This is a genomic window from Pseudomonas aeruginosa, assembly GCF_001457615.1.
GTDB classification, from domain to species: domain Bacteria; phylum Pseudomonadota; class Gammaproteobacteria; order Pseudomonadales; family Pseudomonadaceae; genus Pseudomonas; species Pseudomonas aeruginosa.
Genome location: NZ_LN831024.1, coordinates 497,075 through 516,404 on the forward strand (window position 1 = coordinate 497,075; position 19,330 = coordinate 516,404).

Consider the following 19,330-nt stretch of genomic DNA (forward strand, 5'->3'; position numbering starts at 1 on the left):
GCCGGATGGGGTCGGGCGCCAGGCGGCCTGCCCGCTGCGGCCGCGAAGATTAATGAATTCCTGTGGCGAGTGCCATCATTTCGTCGCTAAAAAGTTGGCATGTTGAGGGATTTGCCGATCCGGACACGCGCGGGGAAGGCGAGAGCCACTGGACTAGACTGAGAAGTGCGCGGCGGGGCCGGTCGCTTGCCGGCCCGGTGCGCGGGACGAGCGCCTTCGTCCCGGGGTGGCCCGGCCGGGCGGTCGGGGAGGTCGATATGCGGATGCCGTGCCGGCTCGCGCTGGCGCTGTTGCTGTGCTTCGCCGGCCCGGCCTGTCTCGCGGCCTCCGGACCGGTACGGGTGCTCTCGGTGGATGGTGCGATCGGCCCGGCCAGCGCCGATTACCTGGTGCGCGGCATCGAGCGTGCCGCCGAGGACGGCGCGCAACTGGTGGTGCTGGAACTGGACACGCCCGGCGGCCTGGACGCATCGATGCGGCGCATCGTCAAGGCGATCCTCGCCAGCCAGGTGCCGGTCGCCGGTTTCGTCGCGCCCAGCGGGGCGCGGGCGGCGAGCGCCGGCACCTACATCCTGTATGCCTGCCATATCGCAGCGATGGCGCCGGGGACCAACCTCGGCGCCGCCACCCCGGTGCGCCTGGGGACGCCGGACAAGCCCGCAGAGAAGCCCCCGGCGCGGGACGCCGAACCCATGGCGCGCAAGCAGGTCAACGACGCCGCCGCCTATATCCGTGGCCTCGCGCAGTTGCGCGGGCGCAACGTCGAATGGGCCGAGCGCGCGGTGCGCGAGGCGGTCAGCCTGGCGGCGCACGAGGCGGCGGCGCAGAAGGTGATCGACCTGCAGGCCCGCGACCTGCCCGACCTGCTGCGCCAGCTCGACGGCCGCAGCCTGCGCGTCGGCGAGCGCGCGCTTACCCTGGCTACCGCCGGCGCCACGGTCGAGCGCCAGGCACCGGACTGGCGCGCGCGGTTGCTGGCGGTGCTCACCGATCCCAGCGTGGCGCTGATCCTGATGATGATCGGCATCTACGGGCTGATCTTCGAACTGGCCAATCCCGGCATGGCGTTGCCCGGCGTGCTCGGCGGCATCTGCCTGCTGCTTGGCCTGTACGCCCTGCAGATGCTGCCGGTCAACTACGCCGGGCTGGCGCTGATCGCGCTGGGCCTGGCGTTCATGGTGGGCGAGGCGTTCGTCGCCAGCTTCGGCGTGCTCGGCATCGGCGGAATCGTCTCGTTCGTGGTCGGCGCGCTGATCCTGATCGATACCGAGGTGCCCGGCTACGGCATTCCGCCCGGCCTGGTGGTGGCCCTGGCGTTGCTCAGCGCCGCGCTGATCGTCGGTCTGCTGGGCATGGCCCTGCGTACTCGCCGGCAAGCGGTGGTAAGTGGCACCGCCGGATTGGTCGGCAGCCTGGCGACGGTGGCGGCGGTGGATTCCGAACAACCCTGCGCAGGCTGGGTGCTGCTCCAGGGCGAGCGCTGGCGGGTGCTCGCCGCGCGGCCGCTGGCGGTGGGCCAGCCGGTCTGGGTGCTGGCGCGCAAGGGCCTGCTCCTGGAAGTCGCGCTGGCCGATGAAGGAGGTGGATGATGGGTATTTCCTATGGTTTGGCGATGTTGCTGGTGTTCCTCGCGCTGCTGCTGTTCAGCGCGCTGCGCATCCTCCGCGAGTACGAGCGCGGCGTGGTGTTCCAGCTCGGGCGGTTCTGGAAGGTCAAGGGGCCGGGGCTGGTGCTGGTGATCCCGGCGATCCAGCAGATGGTGCGCATCGACCTGCGCACCATCGTCCTCGACGTGCCGCCGCAGGATGTGATTTCCCGCGACAACGTTTCGGTGAAGGTCAACGCGGTGGTGTACTTCCGCGTGCTCGATCCGCAGAAGGCGATCATCCAGGTGGAGAACTACCTGGCCGCCACCAGCCAGTTGGCCCAGACCACCCTGCGCGCGGTGCTGGGCAAGCACGAGCTGGACGAGATGCTCGCCGAGCGCGAGCGCCTGAACCTGGATATCCAGCAAGTGCTCGATGCGCAGACCGACGCCTGGGGCATCAAGGTGGCGAATGTGGAAATCAAGCACGTCGATCTCAACGAATCGATGGTTCGCGCCATCGCCCGGCAGGCCGAGGCGGAGCGTGAGCGCAGGGCCAAGGTGATCCATGCCGAGGGCGAGCTGCAAGCCTCGGAGAAACTCATGCAGGCGGCGCAGATGCTCGGCCGGCAGAGTGGCGCCATGCAGTTGCGCTACATGCAGACCCTCGGCGCGATCGCCGGCGACAAGAGTTCGACCATCGTCTTCCCGATGCCGATCGAACTCTTCGGCGGCAAGTACGCAGGTGCCGCGCCGCGGAACGAAAAGGCCGCCGGAGAGGAAGAGGAGAGGTGAACGCGTGCGGTTTGTGATGGAAATATCATCGAGCCGCGACACGGGGACATGCGTGCCCGGGGTCGGGATGGCTATGCTGTGGCGATCCACTCCCGGGACGCTCCTTCATGCTGCGATGCGCACTCCTGCTGCTGACATTGCTCCTCCCTTGCGCGCTGCCTGCCGCCAACCTGCGCCTGGTCGGCGACTCCTGGCCGCCTTTCGTCGATTCGCGCCTGCCTGGCAACGGCCTGGCGGTGGAACTGGTGACCACCGCGCTCAAGCGCGCCGGCTTCGACTCGAGTTTCCAGCAGGTACCCTGGTCGCGTGCCCTGTATGGCGTGCGCAGCGGCGACTACGACATCGCCCTGAGCGCCTGGTACGAGCCCGCCCGCAGCCTCTACGGGCAGTTTTCCCGCGCCTACCTGAGCAACCGCATCCGCCTGCTGCAACGCAAGGGGCGGGGTATCGAGTTTTCCCGCCTGAGCGACCTGCGTCCCTACCGCATCGCGGTCGTGCGCGACTATGCCTACGCGCCCGAATTCGACCGTGACAGCCGTCTGCAGAAGGTCAACGTGACCAGCTTCGCCAACGCCGCGCGGATGCTCGAGGCGGGGCGGGTCGACCTGGCGGTGGAGGACGAGCTGGCGCTGGGGGTCGCCTTCAAGGGCGAACTGGCCGATTTGCGCGACAAGCTGGAGGTACTGCCCATCCCGCTTGGCGAGAACGGCCTGCACCTGCTGGTGAGCCTGAGGAATCCCCGGCATGACGAGATCGTCGACGGCTTCGACCTGGCCATCCGCGGCATGCGCGACGACGGCAGCTACCAGCGCCTGCTGGAGCGCTACGGCGCGCGCTAGGGCTGGCCTGGCAGTGGCTGCGCGCCGGCCAGTTCCTTCTTCAGCAAGTGCGCGGCCAGGGTGCGCAGCGGGGCGAGCTGGCGGCAGATGTGCGCCAGTTGGGTCTGTACCAGGCGATGGCTGTCGTCCATGTCCTCGGGCATCTGCTCCAGTTCCTTGGCCAGCGCTTCCTCCTCTTCGCTGTAGATGGCGACCGGGCGTTTCTGTTCCAGGCTCGCGGCGATTTCCTCGAGGCTGGCGGAGAGCCGCTCGGCGGCGCGCTCCAGGAGGCCGTCGCTGGCGTCCTCGGGCAGGCTTTCGCGGTGCGCGCCGAGACCGGATAGATAGCTGAGCAGGGTGTGCGAGAGGACCAGGAAGCGGAAGCCGATCTCGGCGTCCTTCCTGAAGTGGCCGGGCTCCAGGAGCATGTTCGACAGGGTGGTCGACAGCGCTGCGTCGGCGTTGTGCGCGTTGCGCCGGGCGGTGCGGTAGTCGAGGTCGTCGCGCTTGCCGGTGGCGTACTGCTGCATGATCTGCCGCAGGTAACGGCTGTTGCAGGCGAGGGTGTTGGCGAGCATGCGGTTGAGCCGGCGGCCCTGCCAGTCGGGCAGCACCAGGAACACCGCGAGGCCGGCGATCAGGCTGCCCAGCAAGGTATCGAACAGGCGGGGCAGGATCAGCCCGTAGCCATCGCCGACCTGGTTGAAGCAGAACAGCACCAGCAGGGTGATCGCCGCCGTCGCCAGGGTATAGCGACTGCTGCGGGTGGCGAAGAAGGCGACCCCGGCGGCGACCGCGAACAGCGACTGCACCAGCGGGCTGGGGAACAGGTCGATCAGCGCCCAGCCGACCACCAGGCCGACCACCGTACCGAGGATCCGCTGCACCAGGCGCAGGCGGGTCGCGCCATAGTTGGGCTGGCAGACGAACACCGTGGTGAGCAGTATCCAGTAGCCCTGGGTCGGATGGATCCAGTGCAGCACGCCGTAGCCGGCGGTCAGCGCCAGGGCCATGCGCAGGCCGTGGCGGAACAGCAGCGAGGTCGGGGTGAGCTGCTGGCGCAGGCGCTCGAAGGCGTCCTTCAGGCTGCGCGGCGAGCGGTCGAGCAGGGCGCTGTCCTGTTCGTCGGCGATGGCGTCCGGGTTGCTCGCCCCGGCCAGCTTGCGGTCCAGCGTGGTGAGGTTGGCGGCCAGGGCGCCGAGCGAGCGAAGCAGGCCCTTCCAGGCCGGGTTGCTCTGCTGGCGCAGGTGTTCGAGCGAGGCCTGGAGATCTTCCAGGGCCAGCTCGCGGTCGGCGTAGTCGAACGGCTGGCGCAGGCGGATAGCCCGCGCCAGGGCCTGGCAGGCCTTGCCCTGCTGGTTGAGCAGGCGCTGGCAGCGGAACAGCACGTCGCTGTGGAAGAACGCCTCGGCCAGCCGGTTGTACGGGTAGTGCGAGGAACTGGCGCGCTCGTGGACGTCCTGGGCGATGAAATAGAGCTTCAGGTAGCGGCTCACCTTGGGGCCCGGCCGACCATGGCCGAGGCGGTTGAGAATGGTCTCCTTGGCCTGGTTCAGCGCCACCACCACCTTGCCGTTCTGCCGTGCCAGGGCGAGGCGCTGGCCCTCCACGTCGAGCTGGCGCAACGGTTCGAACAGGCTCGACTTGATCCTCAGGTATTCGCCCAGCTCGAAATACAGGCGGGAAAGACTCTGCTGCACCGGCTGGTTGGAGAACAGCGCGTTCCACAGCACCGAGAGCAGCCCGTACCAGGCCGCCCCGGCCACCAGCAGCAGCGGTTCGTGCCAGACATCGGCGACCTCGCCGCCGCGCTGGTCCACGCCGATCATGGTGTAGATCGAGAGGATCAGGGTCGCCGAGGCGATCGCCGCATAGCGCTCGCCGAGGGCGCCGAGGAGGATCATGCCGAACGCCGACAGCGCCATCCCGGAAACGAACAGCCAGGGATAGGGGAACAGCAACTCGACGGCGAAGGCGGCGACGCTGAAGCACAGCAGGGTCACCAGCAGCGCTTGCAGGCGGCCTAGCCAGTTGTCGTCGGTCTCCGCCAGGGCGCTGGCGATGATCCCGAGAAACAGCGGGATCAGCAGCTCGATGCGGTCCTGCCACCAGCACAGCAGCAGGGCGCCGGCCAGGGCGATGAATACCCGCAGGCTATAGGCGAACTTGTCGAGGGCCCAGAGGCGGCGGAGCGTGTGTGTCAACGAAGAGGGCGGCATGGGGGCGGAGTGCTATCCGATGGTCCGTGGTTCAGCCTATGTGGCCTGTCCGGCTAATTCAATCGGCCGATTTCGCGCGACTGGAAGTCCGCTGCCCGCCGCAGTCGCAGGAAGCGCTGCCGTGGGCAACTCGGTCGAGCCGGGCATCTGGCGGATGCAGGCTTCGTGCCTGCGAACGCTAAGACGTCGTCGCCGCGCCGAACGTTACCCGGCGGCGATATCGCGCGCCGGAGCGGGCCCGGCGAGCGAAGCGGCGGCGCGCTAAAGCAGGCGGACCTTGAACGAGCGACCCTTGATCTTGCCTTCGCTCAGGCGCTTGAGGGCCTGGTGGGCGAGGCCCCGCTCGATGGCGACGAAGGCCTGGAAGTCGAAGATGGCGATCTTGCCCACCGCGCTGCCGGGCAGCCCGGCGTCGCCGGTGAGGGCACCGAGCAGGTCGCCGGGGCGCACCTTGTCCTTGCGTCCGCCGGCGATGCACAGGGTGCTCATCGGCGGCAGCAATGGCTCCGGGCTGGCCTTCAACTGGCCGAGGGCGTACCAGGCCAGCGGCTGCTTCTGCAGGTCCTCGATGGCCTGCGCGCGGCTGGCCTCGGCCGGCGCCACCAGCGACAGGGCCAGGCCTTTCTCGCCGGCGCGACCGCTGCGTCCGATGCGATGGATGTGGACCTCCGGGTCACGCGCCAGCTCGACGTTGATCACCGTTTCCAGGGCGGCGATGTCCAGCCCGCGGGCGGCCACGTCGGTGGCCACCAGTACGTTGCAACTGCGGTTGGCGAACACCGTCAGGACCTGGTCGCGCTCGCGCTGCTCCAGGTCGCCGTGCAGGGCCAGGGCGGAAATCCGCTGCGCCTTCAGTGCGTCGGCCAGCTCCTGGCACTGCTGGCGGGTCTGGCAGAAGGCCACGCAGGACTGCGGCCGGAAATGCTGGAGCAGGCGTACCACGGCGTCCATGCGCTGCTTCGGATCGATCTCGAAGAAGCGCTGCTCGATCTGGCTGTCGGCGTGCAGCGACTCGACCTTCACCTGTCGCGGATCGCGCATGAAGGTCTTCGCCAGCTTCTCGATGCCGTCCGGGTAGGTGGCGGAGAACAGCAGGGTCTGCCGGCGCTCGGGGAGCTGGCCGATGATCTCGGCGATGCTGTCGTAGAAGCCCATGTCGAGCATCCGGTCGGCTTCGTCGAGGACCAGGGTATTGAGCCCGTCGAGGACCAGGGTGCCCTTGCGCAGGTGCTCCTGGATGCGCCCCGGGGTGCCGACCACCACGTGCGCGCCGTGCTCCAGCGAAGCCACCTGCGGGCCGTAGGGGACGCCGCCGCAGAGGGTCAGGACCTTGATGTTGTCGGCGGCGCGGGCCAGCCGGCGGATCTCCTTGGCGACCTGGTCGGCCAGTTCGCGGGTCGGGCACAGCACCAGCGCCTGGCAGCCGAAGTAGCGCGGGTTCAGCGGGCTGAGCAGGGCGAGGCCGAAGGCCGCGGTCTTGCCGCTGCCGGTCTTGGCCTGGGCGATCAGGTCGTGGCCCTGGAGGATCAGCGGCAGGCTCTGCGCCTGGATCGGCGTCATCTCCCGGTAACCGAGGGAGTCGAGATTGGCCAGGAGGTCCGCGGAAAGCGGCAGCGAGGAGAAAGCGGTGGAGGTCACGGGGCAGGGCTCGGCAGGCGATACGAGCGGCTAGTCTAGCAGCCTGCGGCGGCTTGCCGCGTGCGATCGCCGCCGGAGCAGCAGCGACAGGCAATGTATCTTTGGCCAGTACCGTTCGTCCGAAAAACGAAAAAAGCGCGTTTCTGTATTTTTATACAGGTTCGCTTTCCTCAGTTTTTTGTCGTAGAGTGCTGACACTGTGTTTGCATGGGTCGCCGTCGATCGTGACCTGATGCGGTCGGAAATTCCAGCCCGTCCTGCTCGACTCCTTGTAACTCCTTGCAACTCAGTTACCGGCTACGATTTCGTGGCTAAATCAATACCCATAGTTCCAAGGAGAACTTGCAATGTCCCGTCAGAACGGCACCGTTAAGTGGTTCAACGAAACCAAAGGCTACGGCTTCATTACCCCGGAAAGCGGCCCGGACGTTTTCGTTCACTTCCGTGCCATCGAAGGTAACGGCTTCAAGACCCTGGCCGAAGGCCAGAAGGTCAGCTTCGAAGTCGTACAAGGCCAGAAAGGCATGCAGGCCGAGCGCGTTCAGGTGATCAACTAAGATCCCTGGGCCCCAGCCCGAAGAACCCGGATGGAAGCATCCGGGTTTTTTATTGCCCGGAGAAAACCGTCACACTGTCTTCGCCTGCCGTTCACCCTGTCTTGACGAGTTCCCGCCCAGAGTGGCCCGGTCCCGTTCGGAGTCGTTTCGATGAAGCCTGTGCAATCCCGTCGTCTGGCCTTCGCCGCGCTGTTGTCGCTGTCGTTCTCTTCCGCGTCCTGCCATGCCGCCACCGAGCACTGGGGCTGGATCGAGCAGTCCTGGCTGATGCCCGAGCGCATGCAGGCCAAGGCCAAGCTGGATACCGGCGCGCTGACCTCGTCGCTGGACGCGAGGAATATCCATCGCTACAGGAAGGACGGCGAGCGCTGGGTGCGCTTCGATGTCGTGCTGCCCACCGCCGACAGCAAGGCGCCGGTCAGCGTGACCTTCGAGCGCAAGGTGCTGCGGCTGATCAAGGTACGCGGCGCCGGCGGCAGCGACAGCCGTCCGGTGGTGGCGATGGACATCTGCCTGGGCGCCAAGCTGCTGCGCGAGCAGTTCTCCCTGCGCGACCGCGGCAACATGAACTATCCGGTGCTGCTCGGTCGCCGCACGCTCGAACACCTCGGCGCGGTCGACGTGTCCCGAACCTTTACCCGCAAACCTACCTGCAGCGCGCTCGCCGCTCAGTAGAAGAACCAGCGCAGCAGTCCAGCGCCCAGCGCCACCCAGAACAGCACGATCAGCGCAGCCATCCACAGGTTGCGCGGGTGCGTCTCGACCTCGCGAGCCCGCGCGCGGCACTCGGCGAGCAGCGTGGGTGGGGTGAGGCGGATCGCCAGCCAGATCCCCAGCGGCACCAGCAACAGGTCGTCGAGGTAGCCGAGCAGCGGTATGAAGTCCGGGATCAGGTCGATCGGACTCAGCGCATAGGCCACCACCAGCAGAGCCACCAGTCGGGCCAGCCAGGGCATGTGCGGATGGCGGCTGCACAGCCAGAGGACGATGACCTCGGTCTTCAGCTCGCGAGCCCAGCGCTTGAGCGTAGCGATCCAGGCCATCCTAGAGGTCCGGGTCCTTTTCCGGATCGACCCGGCGCGGGCTGGTGCGACCGTCCTCGCTGCCGAGCTGGAAGAAGATCGCCGCGGCCAGCATCGACATCAGGCCGACGCTGACATAGGTGGCGTGGAAGGCGCCGAGTACGGTGTCCTGCCCCGTATCCAGGTCGGTCTGGAAACCGCCCAGCAACGCCGCCGCGCAAGCCACGCCGAGGCTGATCGACAACTGCACGACCACCGACATCAGGCTGTTGCCGCTGCTGGCGTTGCTGTCCTGCAGGTCGATCAGGGTGAGGGTGTTCATCGCCGTGAATTGCAGGGAGTTCACCGCGCCGAGCAGGCTCAGGTGCAGCAGCAGCCAGACGTAGGGGGTGTCCTGGTCGACCAGGCCGAAGCCGGCGATCAGGCAGCCGAGGATCAGGGTGTTGCCGACCAGCAGCTTGCGATAGCCGAAGAAGTCCAGCAGTGGCTTGGCCATCGGCTTGGCGACCATCGCGAACAGCGCCAGCGGGATCATGGTCATGCCCGCGGTGGAGGGCGGGTAGCCCAGTCCCACCTGCAGCAACAGCGGGGTGAGGAAGGGCAGGGCGCCGCTGCCCAGGCGGGCGAACAGGTTGCCGAGGATGCCGACGGCGAAGGTCCGCGCCTTGAACAGGCTCGGTGGGAACAGCGGCTTGTCGATGCGTAGCGCGCGCAGCCAGTAGGCGGTGAGCAGGACCAGTCCGCCGATCAGCAGCAGGACCACGCGCAGGTGCGACAGGTGCAGCTCGCCGAGTCCTTCCAGGGCGATGGAGATCAGCACCATGGAGCCGCCGAAGAGCAGGAAGCCGATGCTGTCGAAACGGCTCGGCACCGGGCTGCGCAGGTCCGGCATCAGCTTCATCGCCACCAGGCAGCCGAGCAGGCCGACCGGCAGGTTGATCAGGAAGATCCAGTGCCAGGAGGCGTACTCCACCAGCCAGCCGCCCAGCGTCGGTCCCGCCAGCGGGCCGAGCAGGCCGGGAATGGTGACGAAGCTGAGCACCCGCACCAGGTCCTGGCGCGGGTAGACGCGCAGGATCACCAGCCGTCCCACCGGCATCATCAGCGCGCCGCCGACGCCCTGTACGATGCGCGCCCCGACCAGCAGTTCGAGGCTCGGCGACAGCGCGCAAAGCAACGAGCCGAGGCTGAACAGCAGTACCGCGCCGAGGAACACCCGGCGCGTGCCGAAACGGTCGGCGATCCACCCCGAGGCCGGTATCAGCAGGGCCACCGTGAGCAGGTAGGCGATCACCACCGCCTGCATGCGCAGCGGGTTTTCGTTCAGCGAACTGGCCATGCTCGGCAGCGCGGTGTTGAGGATGGTGCCGTCGAGGGCTTGCATGAAGAAGGCGACGGCAACCAGCCAGGGCAGTTGGCGGGCGATGCGGGGGGTGAGCTGGAACGGCTCGCTCATGGACGGGCTCCCTCGGGCGGACAGGGCCCAAGCATAGAGAAGTTCTCGCCGCGATGGGACGGCCGGCGACCGGATCGGGGCGAACAGCGGGCATTGCGGCGGAAGTCGCGGCCAGAGAGGTCGCCTTTCATTGTCCTGGGTCAAGCCGAAGCGCTGGCGCTCGCCGGCTGCTGTGCTAGTACTCAAGAGTCACCCCGTCAGTGGCTGCGGATGCGACGTCGGCGCTTCGTCATCGCACGGACATGTCCCGCGTTGCATGCTCGACGGCGCGTGCTTCACCGCCTTGTCGCGATGTTCTCCACGCAGCGCTCGGCGACCCCGGTCGCCGCTGCCGTCGCCGAAGCCCACCTTCCGTGGAAACAGGAGTCCTCCCATGGCCCAGGAACTTTGCGCTATCTGCCACGAACGTCCCGCCGTCGCCCGCGTCAGCCTGGTACAGAACGGCCAGCGCCGCGAACTCGCCCTCTGCGAACTGCATTACCGCCAGTTGATGCGCCAGCAGCGCATGCGCTCGCCGCTGGAGTCGCTGTTCGGCGGCGGCAGCCCGTTCGACGAGATCTTCTCCGGCTTCGGCGAGCAGAGCCCGGTCACCCCGGTGCGCGCCCGCGAGCCGGAGGCGGTGGACATCGCCGAGTACTTCAGCAAGCAGACCACCGAGTACCTGCAACGCGCCGCGCAGGTCGCCGCCGAATTCGGCAAGCGCGAAGTGGACACCGAGCACCTGCTCTACGCCCTGGCCGACGCCGACGTGGTGCAGGCGGTGCTCAAGCAGTTCGGCCTGTCGCCGGCCGACCTCAAGCAGTACATCGAGGCCAACGCCGTGCGCGGCGCCAGCAAGGGCGAGGCGAGCGAGGACATGACCATCTCGCCGCGGGTGAAGAGCGCCTTGCAGCATGCCTTCGCCCTGTCCCGCGAACTCGGCCACAGCTATGTCGGCCCCGAGCACCTGTTGCTCGGCCTGGCGGCGGTGCCGGACAGCTTCGCCGGGACGCTCCTGAAGAAGTACGGCCTGACCGAGCAGGCGCTACGGCAGAAAGCGGTCAAGGTGGTCGGCAAGGGCGCCGAGGACGGCCGCGTGGACGGCCCGAGCAACACTCCGCAACTGGACAAGTTCAGCCGCGACCTGACCCGGCTGGCCCTCGAAGGCAAGCTCGATCCGGTGATCGGCCGCTCGAAGGAAGTCGAGACCACCATCGAGGTGCTCGCCCGGCGCAAGAAGAACAACCCGGTGCTGATCGGCGAGCCCGGCGTCGGCAAGACCGCCATCGTCGAAGGCCTGGCCCAGCGCATGGTCCAGGGCGAGGTGCCGGAGGTGCTGCGCGACAAGCGCCTGGTCGAACTGAACATCAACGCCATGGTCGCCGGCGCCAAGTACCGCGGCGAGTTCGAGGAACGCCTCAAGCAGGTGATGGACGAACTGCAGGCGGCGCAGAGCGAGATCATCCTGTTCATCGACGAGGTGCACACCATCGTCGGTGCCGGCCAGGGCGGCGGCGAAGGCGGGCTGGACGTGGCCAACGTGCTGAAGCCGGCGATGGCGCGCGGCGAGATGAACCTGATCGGCGCCACCACCCTCAACGAGTACCAGAAGTACATCGAGAAGGACGCCGCGCTGGAGCGGCGCTTCCAGCCGGTGTTCGTCCCCGAGCCGACGGTGGAGCAGACCATCTCCATCCTCCGTGGCCTGCGCGACAAGCTCGAAGGCCACCACAAGGTGACCATCCGCGACGAGGCCTTCGTCGCCGCCGCCGAGCTGTCCGACCGCTACATCGGCAACCGCTTCCTGCCGGACAAGGCCATCGACCTGATCGACCAGGCCGCCGCCCGCGTGCGCATCGCCAGCACCTCGCGGCCGGCCGAGATCCAGGAACTGGAGGCCGAGCTGGCGCAGCTCAAGCGCGAGCAGGACTACGCCGCCAGCCGCAAGTGGTACGACGAGGCGAAGGTCTTCGAGAAACGCATCCAGGAACGCAAGGAACACCTCGAGCAGATCACCGAGCGCTGGCAGCAGACCCAGGGGTCGAAGACCGAGGAGGTGCGGGTCGAGGACATCGCCGAGATCATCTCCAAGCTCACCGGCATCCCGGTCACCGAACTGACCGCCGAGGAGCGCGAGAAGCTCCTGCAGATGGAAGAGCGCCTGCACCAGCGGGTGATCGGCCAGCAGGAAGCGATCACCGCGGTCAGCGACGCCGTGCGCCTGGCCCGCGCCGGGCTGCGCCAGGGCAGCCGGCCGATCGCCACCTTCCTGTTCCTCGGCCCGACCGGGGTGGGCAAGACCGAGCTGGCCAAGGCCCTGGCCGAGGTGGTGTTCGGCGACGAAGACGCGATGATCCGCATCGACATGAGCGAATACATGGAGCGCCACGCGGTGTCCCGGCTGATCGGTGCGCCGCCGGGCTACGTCGGCTACGACGAGGGCGGCCAGCTCACCGAGCGGGTGCGCCGGCGGCCGTACAGCGTGATCCTGCTCGACGAGATCGAGAAGGCCCACGCCGACGTCAACAACATCCTCCTGCAGGTGTTCGACGACGGCCGCCTGACCGACGGCAAGGGGCGCGTGGTGGACTTCACCAACACCATCATCATCGCCACCAGCAACCTCGGCTCCGAGCTGATCATGAAGAACGCCCAGGCCGGCGAGTTCGCCCAGCCGCCGGAGAAGCTCAAGCGCGAACTGATGACTACCCTGCGCGGGCATTTCCGCCCGGAATTCCTCAACCGCCTCGACGAGGTGATCGTCTTCGAATCGTTGAGCAAGGCGCAGATCGAGGACATCGTGCGCCTGCAACTGGAGCGGGTGAAGCGCGCCGCGCACGCCCAGGACATCTACCTGCACATCGACGACAGCCTGGTCGGCCACCTCGCCGAAGAGGCCTACCAGCCGGAGTTCGGCGCCCGCGAGCTGAAGCGGCAGATCCGCCAGCAACTGGAGACGCGCCTGGCCACGGCGATGCTCAAGGGCGAGGTGAAAGAGGGCGAGACGGTCACCTTCTTCTACGACGCCAAGGACGGCGTCGGCTACCGCAAGGGCGCCGCGCCGAAGCCGGCGGCACGCAAGAAATCCGGCGCCGGCGAGACGCCCAAGGGCCGCGCGACGGCGGCGAGGAAGCCGGCGGCGAAGAAAGGCGCCGCCGCCAAGGGCAAGGCCGACAAGCCGAAGGCCAAGTGACCCGACCAAGGTTGGGGAACAAGGCACCGGCCGGTCGGTCGAAATCTCACCCCGGCCTGCGAATGCGGCCGGGGCGTTCGATATCTCATGAGGAATTGCCGATGCGCGTCACCACCCACGCTACCCTGGCCGCGGCCCTGCTGCTCAGCGCCGCCTCCGCGTTCGCCTTCAATCTCGGGGATGCCGCCAAGGCGGTCGCCGGGGCATCCCAGGGCGACTCCGCCCAGGTAGCCACCACCCCGCAGACCAGCGGTCTGCTCGGCGCACTCACCGGCCAGCTCGGGGTCAGCCAGGAGCAGGCGGTCGGCGGTACCGGCGCCCTGCTCGGCCTGGCCAAGAACCAGTTGGCCGGCAACGATTATTCGCAACTGGTTAAGACCATCCCCGGCCTCGACAAGCTGGCCGGCAACAACGCCCTGGCCGGTCTCGGCGGGCTCGGCAACGTGCTCGGCAAGAGCGGCGGCGACAGCAAGGGCCTCGGTTCGCTGCTCGGCAATGCGGACAGCATGGGCGACGTGAACAAGGCCTTCGGCACCCTGGGCATGGATAGCGGGATGACCGAGAAGTTCGCCCAGGTGCTGGTCGACTACTTCGGCAAGCAGGGCGCCAACAGCGAGCTGCTGGGCAGCCTGAGCAATCTCTGGGGAGTGAGCAAGGCGGGCGGCTCGTCGCTGCTCTGATCTGCCGCCAGCGGATCGGCGGATAACCGCGCTGCGGTTATTCGCCCTACGAAGTGGGTGCGGCGCCCGGATATTCGTTGCCCGCACCGGTAGGGCGAATAACGCCCCCGGCGTTATCCGCCCTACGAGATGGGTGTGCTTCGGCCGGTACTTCAGCGCAGTTGCCGCAAGCGGGCGATGCGTTCGTCCTTTTCTTCCCACATGCGCGAGACCCATTCCTGCACGTACTGGCGGAACACCGGGTCGTTCTCGTAGTCGCCCTGCCACAGGGCGGGATCGATCGGGCGGGTCTGGATGTCGACGATCACCTTCGGCACCCGTCCGCAGAGCAGGTCCCAGAATCCCGGCACCTTGTCGCTCGGGTAGACCACGGTGACGTCGAGCAGGGCGTCCAGTTGCTCGCCCAGCGCGGCGAGGACGAAGGCCACCCCGCCGGCCTTGGGCTTGAGCAGGTGGCGATAGGGCGACTGTTGCCGGGCCTTCTTCTGCTCGCTGAAACGCGTGCCTTCCAGGTAGTTCACCACGGTCACCGGGATGCGCTTGAACTTCTCGCAGGCGGCCTTGGTGATCTCCAGGTCCTTGCCCTTGAGTTCCGGGTGCTTCTCCAGGAAGGCCTTGGAATAGCGCTTCATGAACGGATACTCCAGCGCCCACCAGGCCAGGCCGAGGAAGGGCACCCAGATCAGCTCCTTCTTGAGGAAGAACTTGAAGTACGGGGTGCGCCGGTTGAACACCTGGATCAACGCGGGGATGTCGACCCAGGACTGGTGGTTGCTCACCACCAGGTACGAGGTGTCCTGGCGCAGGTCGCTGGCGCCGCGCACGTCCCAGACCGTCGGCGTGCAGGTGGCGAAGATCCACTTGTCGATCTCCGCCCAGGTCTCGGCGATCCACATCACGCCCCTGGAGCAGAGGTCTTTCAGGCGCTGGCCGGGGAGCACCAGCTTGAGCAGTGCGATCAGCATCATCGGGCCGATCAGGATCAGCGTGTTGAGAAGCAGCAGAAGGCTGCTGGTCAGGCCGGTCAACAGTTCCCGCATGGTTGGTTTCCCTGTCCTGGGTGTGGGTCGACGCGGCCCATCATACGCATCCGCGCCGCGCCGCCCAAGCCGCCGGCGTGGCGAACGAAACCGCGCCGTGCTAGTCCTATGTGGACCTCGTATCACTTCAGGAGATGCCCGCGTGAAGCGTGCCCTTGCCTTGCTCTCGCTGTTCGCCCTGCCGGTCCTCGCCGCCGAACCCAACCTCTACGGCCGCTACGAATGGGTCTCCCTGCCGGAGCTGGACCGTACCCTGCAGGCGAAGATGGACACCGGCGCCTACACCTCCTCGCTGTCGGCCAAGGACATCGAGTTGTTCCAGCGCGACGGCGAGGAGTGGGTGCGCTTCCGGCTGGCCACCAAGGAGGCCGACGGCTCGGTGTTCGAGCACAAGCTGGCGCGCATCGGCAAGATCAAGAACCGCGCCGACAACCGCAACGGCGAGGACGAGGATGAGGACCGCCTGAGCGAACGCCCGGTGATCGACCTGCAGGTCTGCCTGGGCGGAGCGATGAAGACCATCGAGGTCAACCTCACCGACCGCAGCGCCTTCAACTATCCGTTCCTGATGGGCACCAAGGGCTTGCGCAAATTCCACGTCGCGGTCGATCCCTCCGAGCGCTTCGTCGCCGACAAGCCCACCTGCAAGTAAGCGTCCTACGCCACCGGCGGCGCGATTGACGCGCGCGCCGGCTTGCGGCACCGTTCCGGCATTCCCGTCAGCCGCCGTCACGCCATGCCGCATATCCTGATCGTCGAAGATGAAGCCGCGATTGCCGACACCCTGCTCTACGCCCTGCAGGCCGAAGGCTTCGCCACCACCTGGGTGACCCTCGCCGGCGAGGCGCTGGCGTTGCAGGAGCGCCAGCCGGCGGATCTGCTGATCCTCGACGTCGGTCTGCCGGACATCAGCGGTTTCGAGGCCTGCAAGCGCCTGCGGCGGTTCTCCGAGGTGCCGGTGATCTTCCTCACCGCGCGCGATGCCGAGATCGACCGCGTGGTCGGCCTGGAGATCGGCGCCGACGACTACGTGGTCAAGCCGTTCAGCCCGCGCGAGGTGGCGGCTCGGGTCAAGGCCATCCTCAAGCGCATGGCGCCGCGCCCGGCGGCGCTGGAAGGGGCCGCGCCGAGCGGGCCGTTCCAGGTCGACGAGGAGCGCGTGCGGATCCACTACCGCGACACCCCGCTCAACCTCACCCGCCACGAGTTCCGCCTGTTGCAGACGCTGCTCGGGCAGCCCGAGCGGGTATTCAGCCGCGAGCAGTTGCTCGACGCCCTCGGCGTCGCCAGCGAGGCCGGCTACGAGCGCAACATCGACAGCCACATCAAGAGCCTGCGCGCCAAGCTGCGCCAGGTGAACGAACGCGGCGAAGCGATCCAGACCCATCGCGGCCTGGGCTACAGCTACAGCCCGGACCACGCCTGATGCCGCTCGGCGTTCGGATCTTCCTGGTCTACTTCCTGTTCGTCGGTCTCACCGGCTACTTCGTGCTGAGCACGGTGATGGACGAAGTGCGCCCCGGCGTGCGCCAGTCCACCGAGGAAACCCTGGTGGACACCGCCAACCTGCTCGCCGAGATCCTCCGCCAGGACGTGAAGAACGGCACCCTGGCACAGAGCGACCTGCCGGAGATGCTCGAGGACTACGGCAAGCGCGTGCCGCAGGCGGATATCTGGGGCTTGCGCAAGGAGGCGGTGAACCACCGCATCTACGTCACCGACGCCAGCGGCAAGGTGCTGCTGGACTCCGCCGGGGTGGCTGTCGGCCAGGACTATTCGCGCTGGAACGACGTCTACCTGACTCTCCGGGGCCAGTACGGCGCGCGCTCCAGCCGCGAAGACCCGGACGACCCGGATTCCTCGGTGATGTACGTGGCGGCGCCGATCAAGGATGGCGGGAAGATCATCGGGGTGGTTTCGGTGGCCAAGCCGAACAGCAGCCTGCAACCCTACATCGACCGCTCGCAGCGGCGCCTGGCCTGGCTCGGTGCCGGGCTGATCGCCCTCGGGCTGCTGGTCGGCGGCCTGCTCTCCTGGTGGCTCAGCGGCGCGCTGCGGCGCCTCACCCAGTACGCACAGGCGGTCAGCGAGGGGCGCCGCGCCGAGCTGCCGCGCTATCGCGGCGGCGAGATGGCGCAACTGGCCGACGCGGTGGAACGCATGCGCACGCAACTGGAAGGCAAGGACTACGTCGAGCGCTACGTGCATACCCTGACCCACGAACTGAAGAGCCCATTGGCGGCGATCCGTGGCGCCGCCGAGTTGCTCGACGGCGAGATGCCGGCCGAGCAGCGGGCGCGCTTCGTCGGCAACATCGCCGGCGAGAGCGAGCGCCTGCAACAACTGATCGAGCGCCTGCTGAGCCTGGCCCAGGTGGAGCAGCGGCAAGGCCTGGAGGAGGTCGGCAAGGTCGACCTGCGGGAGATCGCCGCGTCCCTGCTGGAAGGCCAGGCGGCGCGTATCCAGCGCCAGCGATTGCGGGTGGAGAACCGCCTGGAAGGTCCCTGCGAGGTTCGCGGCGAGCAGTTCCTGCTGCGCCAGGCGCTGGCCAACCTGCTCGACAACGCCCTCGACTTCACCCCGCCCGGCGGCATCCTTCGCCTGCTCGCCGAGGTCGACGGCGAGGGTATCGCCTTGCGCCTGTTCAACCAGGGGCCGGCGATTCCCGACTACGCCCTGGCGCGCCTCACCGAACGCTTCTACTCGCTGCCGCGCCCGGCCAGCGGGCGCAAGAGCACCGGGCTGGGACTGAACTTCGTCGCCGAGGTGGCGCAACTGCATGGCGGCCGGTTGCAGGTCGGCAACCGCGACGACGGCGTCGAGGCGCTGCTCTGGCTGCCGCGCGGCTGAGGCGCCTCCACGGAAACTCCATCGACTCTCCACACGGCGACCCGAAGCCCGCCATCGCGGCGCCGCAGACTTTCCGCCATCACCCCGACGGAGAGTCCCCCCATGAACCGCACGCTGGCCTACAAGCTCGGCGCCATCGCCCTACTCATCCTGCTATTGCTGATTCCCCTGTTGATGATCGACGGCCTGATCCGCGATCGCCAGGAGGTTCGTGACGGCGTGCTGCAGGATATCGCCCGCAGCTCCAGCTACAGCCAGCGCCTCACCGGCCCGCTGCTGGTGGTGCCGTACCGCAGGACGGTGCGCGAGTGGGTCACCGAGGAGAAGACCGAGAAGCGCGTGTTGCAGGAGCGCGAGCAGCGCGGCGAGCTGTACTTCCTGCCCGACCGCTTCGCCCTCGACGGGCAGATGCGCACCGAGCTGCGCTACCGTGGCATCTACCAGGCGCGCCTGTACCACGTCGACAACAAGGTTGCCGGCTACTTCCAGGTGCCTGCGCACTATGGCATCGAAGAAGACCTGGAGGACTACCAGTTCGAAACGCCGTTCCTGGCGATGGGCATCAGCGACATCCGCGGCATCGAGAATGCCCTGCGCCTGTCCCTCAACGGTGCCAGCGTCGACTTCGAGCCGGGTAGCCGGGTCGGCCTGCTCGGCAGCGGTGTGCACGCACCGCTGCAAGGCGTCGACGGGCGCCAGGCGCAGCGCCTGGAGTACGCCTTCGACCTGTCGTTGCTCGGCAGCGAGCGGCTGGACATCGTGCCGGTGGGCCGCGACAGCCAGGTCATCCTGAAGGCCGACTGGCCGCACCCGAGCTTCGGCGGCGAGTTCCTGCCCAGCGAGCGGGAGATCACCGCCCAGGGCTTCACCGCGCGCTGGCAGACCAGCTTCTTCGCCACCAACATGGAAGAGGCGCTGCGCAGTTGCGTGGAGGAGCAGCGTTGCGACGGCTTCCAGGCGCGCGCCTTCGGCGTCGGCCTGGTCGATCCGGTGGACCAGTACCTGAAGGCCGACCGCGCGATCAAGTACGCGCTGCTGTTCATCACCCTGACCTTCGCCGGCTTCTTCCTCTTCGAGGTGCTCAAGCGCCTGGCGGTACACCCGGTCCAGTACGCGCTGGTCGGCCTGGCGCTGGCGTTCTTCTACCTGCTGCTGCTGTCGCTGGCCGAGCACGTCGGCTTCGAGCTGGCCTACCTGGTCTCCGCCGGAGCCTGCGTCGGCCTGATCGGCTTCTACCTGTGCTTCGTCCTGCGCAGCGTGGCCCGAGGGCTGGGCTTCAGCGCCGGCCTGGCAGGGCTGTACGGCCTGCTCTACGGCTTGCTGAGCGCGGAGGACTACGCCTTGCTGATGGGCTCGCTGCTGCTGTTCGCGGTGCTTGCCGCGGTGATGGTGCTGACCCGCCGCCTGGACTGGTACGGGGTCGGCCGCAAGGACTTCCCGGCGGTACCCGCCAGGGCCTGACGACGAAGGCGGCGGCGCCGGCCGCCGCCGATTTCCA

16 protein-coding genes are annotated in these 19,330 nt (G+C 67.7%); 11 read left to right on the forward strand and 5 right to left on the reverse strand.

Going from position 1 to position 19,330, the window contains the following annotated elements:
* Positions 1 to 257: 257 nt before the first annotated feature.
* The 3 genes from AT700_RS02240 to AT700_RS02250 all read left to right on the forward strand — a co-directional run bounded on the left by AT700_RS02240 (position 258) and on the right by AT700_RS02250 (position 3,219).
* Positions 258 to 1,589, forward strand: coding sequence for an NfeD family protein (locus tag AT700_RS02240; protein ID WP_003099925.1), 1,332 nt, complete (start codon positions 258 to 260; stop codon positions 1,587 to 1,589).
* Positions 1,586 to 2,380, forward strand: a complete 795-nt coding sequence (locus AT700_RS02245) for a slipin family protein (protein ID WP_003118835.1) — start codon at positions 1,586 to 1,588, stop codon at positions 2,378 to 2,380. Before AT700_RS02240 ends, AT700_RS02245 begins: the two co-directional genes overlap by 4 nt.
* A 107-nt stretch (positions 2,381 to 2,487) precedes the next feature.
* Complete coding sequence (locus tag AT700_RS02250) at positions 2,488 to 3,219, forward strand: substrate-binding periplasmic protein (protein WP_003099929.1); 732 nt, start codon at positions 2,488 to 2,490, stop codon at positions 3,217 to 3,219.
* Here AT700_RS02250 and yccS read toward each other — a convergent pair.
* Both yccS and dbpA read right to left on the reverse strand, forming a co-directional pair.
* On the reverse strand, positions 3,216 to 5,417 hold the full coding sequence (gene yccS, locus AT700_RS02255) for a YccS family putative transporter (protein WP_003084700.1): 2,202 nt from the start codon (positions 5,415 to 5,417) through the stop codon (positions 3,216 to 3,218). The genes AT700_RS02250 and yccS overlap by 4 nt on opposite strands.
* Before the next feature lie 261 nt (positions 5,418 to 5,678).
* A complete protein-coding gene (gene dbpA / locus AT700_RS02260; protein WP_003084703.1) occupies positions 5,679 to 7,055 on the reverse strand; it encodes an ATP-dependent RNA helicase DbpA in 1,377 nt (458 codons plus the stop codon).
* Positions 7,056 to 7,402: 347 nt separating this feature from the next.
* On the opposite strand from dbpA, the gene AT700_RS02265 reads away from it, so the two are divergent.
* Together AT700_RS02265 and AT700_RS02270 are read left to right on the forward strand one after the other, a co-directional pair.
* Positions 7,403 to 7,612 (forward strand): cold-shock protein, encoded by a 210-nt coding sequence (locus AT700_RS02265; RefSeq protein WP_003084710.1) that lies wholly within the window; start codon positions 7,403 to 7,405, stop codon positions 7,610 to 7,612.
* Between the two features lie 150 nt (positions 7,613 to 7,762).
* The gene (locus AT700_RS02270; protein ID WP_003099931.1) at positions 7,763 to 8,287 is read left to right on the forward strand and encodes an ATP-dependent zinc protease; all 525 of its coding nucleotides are present in this window, start codon (positions 7,763 to 7,765) and stop codon (positions 8,285 to 8,287) included.
* Here AT700_RS02270 and AT700_RS02275 read toward each other — a convergent pair.
* Positions 8,281 to 8,655 (reverse strand): YkvA family protein, encoded by a 375-nt coding sequence (locus AT700_RS02275; RefSeq protein ID WP_003142684.1) that lies wholly within the window; start codon positions 8,653 to 8,655, stop codon positions 8,281 to 8,283. The two genes, AT700_RS02270 and AT700_RS02275, sit on opposite strands and share 7 nt — an antisense overlap.
* A gap of 1 nt (position 8,656) precedes the next feature.
* A complete protein-coding gene (mdtD, locus tag AT700_RS02280; protein ID WP_003084717.1) occupies positions 8,657 to 10,090 on the reverse strand; it encodes a multidrug transporter subunit MdtD in 1,434 nt (477 codons plus the stop codon).
* A 373-nt stretch (positions 10,091 to 10,463) separates the two neighbouring features.
* Between mdtD and clpG the strand changes: the two genes are divergently transcribed.
* Positions 10,464 to 13,262, forward strand: coding sequence for an AAA family protein disaggregase ClpG (gene clpG, locus AT700_RS02285; protein ID WP_048520718.1), 2,799 nt, complete (start codon positions 10,464 to 10,466; stop codon positions 13,260 to 13,262).
* Positions 13,263 to 13,363: 101 nt separating this feature from the next.
* Positions 13,364 to 13,942, forward strand: coding sequence for a DUF2780 domain-containing protein (locus AT700_RS02290; protein WP_003084725.1), 579 nt, complete (start codon positions 13,364 to 13,366; stop codon positions 13,940 to 13,942).
* A gap of 152 nt (positions 13,943 to 14,094) precedes the next feature.
* Here the strand turns inward: AT700_RS02290 and AT700_RS02295 are convergent, their stop codons facing one another.
* Positions 14,095 to 14,982 (reverse strand): acyltransferase, encoded by an 888-nt coding sequence (locus AT700_RS02295; RefSeq protein ID WP_003113270.1) that lies wholly within the window; start codon positions 14,980 to 14,982, stop codon positions 14,095 to 14,097.
* Positions 14,983 to 15,124: 142 nt separating this feature from the next.
* Between AT700_RS02295 and AT700_RS02300 the strand changes: the two genes are divergently transcribed.
* The 4 genes from AT700_RS02300 to creD all read left to right on the forward strand — a co-directional run bounded on the left by AT700_RS02300 (position 15,125) and on the right by creD (position 19,293).
* Complete coding sequence (locus AT700_RS02300; protein ID WP_003084733.1) at positions 15,125 to 15,634, forward strand: ATP-dependent zinc protease; 510 nt, start codon at positions 15,125 to 15,127, stop codon at positions 15,632 to 15,634.
* 84 nt (positions 15,635 to 15,718) lie between these two features.
* Positions 15,719 to 16,408, forward strand: coding sequence for a two-component system response regulator CreB (gene creB / locus AT700_RS02305; RefSeq protein ID WP_003084734.1), 690 nt, complete (start codon positions 15,719 to 15,721; stop codon positions 16,406 to 16,408).
* A complete protein-coding gene (gene creC / locus AT700_RS02310) occupies positions 16,408 to 17,832 on the forward strand; it encodes a two-component system sensor histidine kinase CreC (RefSeq protein ID WP_003123892.1) in 1,425 nt (474 codons plus the stop codon). Before creB ends, creC begins: the two co-directional genes overlap by 1 nt.
* 102 nt (positions 17,833 to 17,934) lie before the next feature.
* Complete coding sequence (gene creD, locus AT700_RS02315; protein ID WP_003099944.1) at positions 17,935 to 19,293, forward strand: cell envelope integrity protein CreD; 1,359 nt, start codon at positions 17,935 to 17,937, stop codon at positions 19,291 to 19,293.
* Positions 19,294 to 19,330 lie beyond the last annotated feature (37 nt).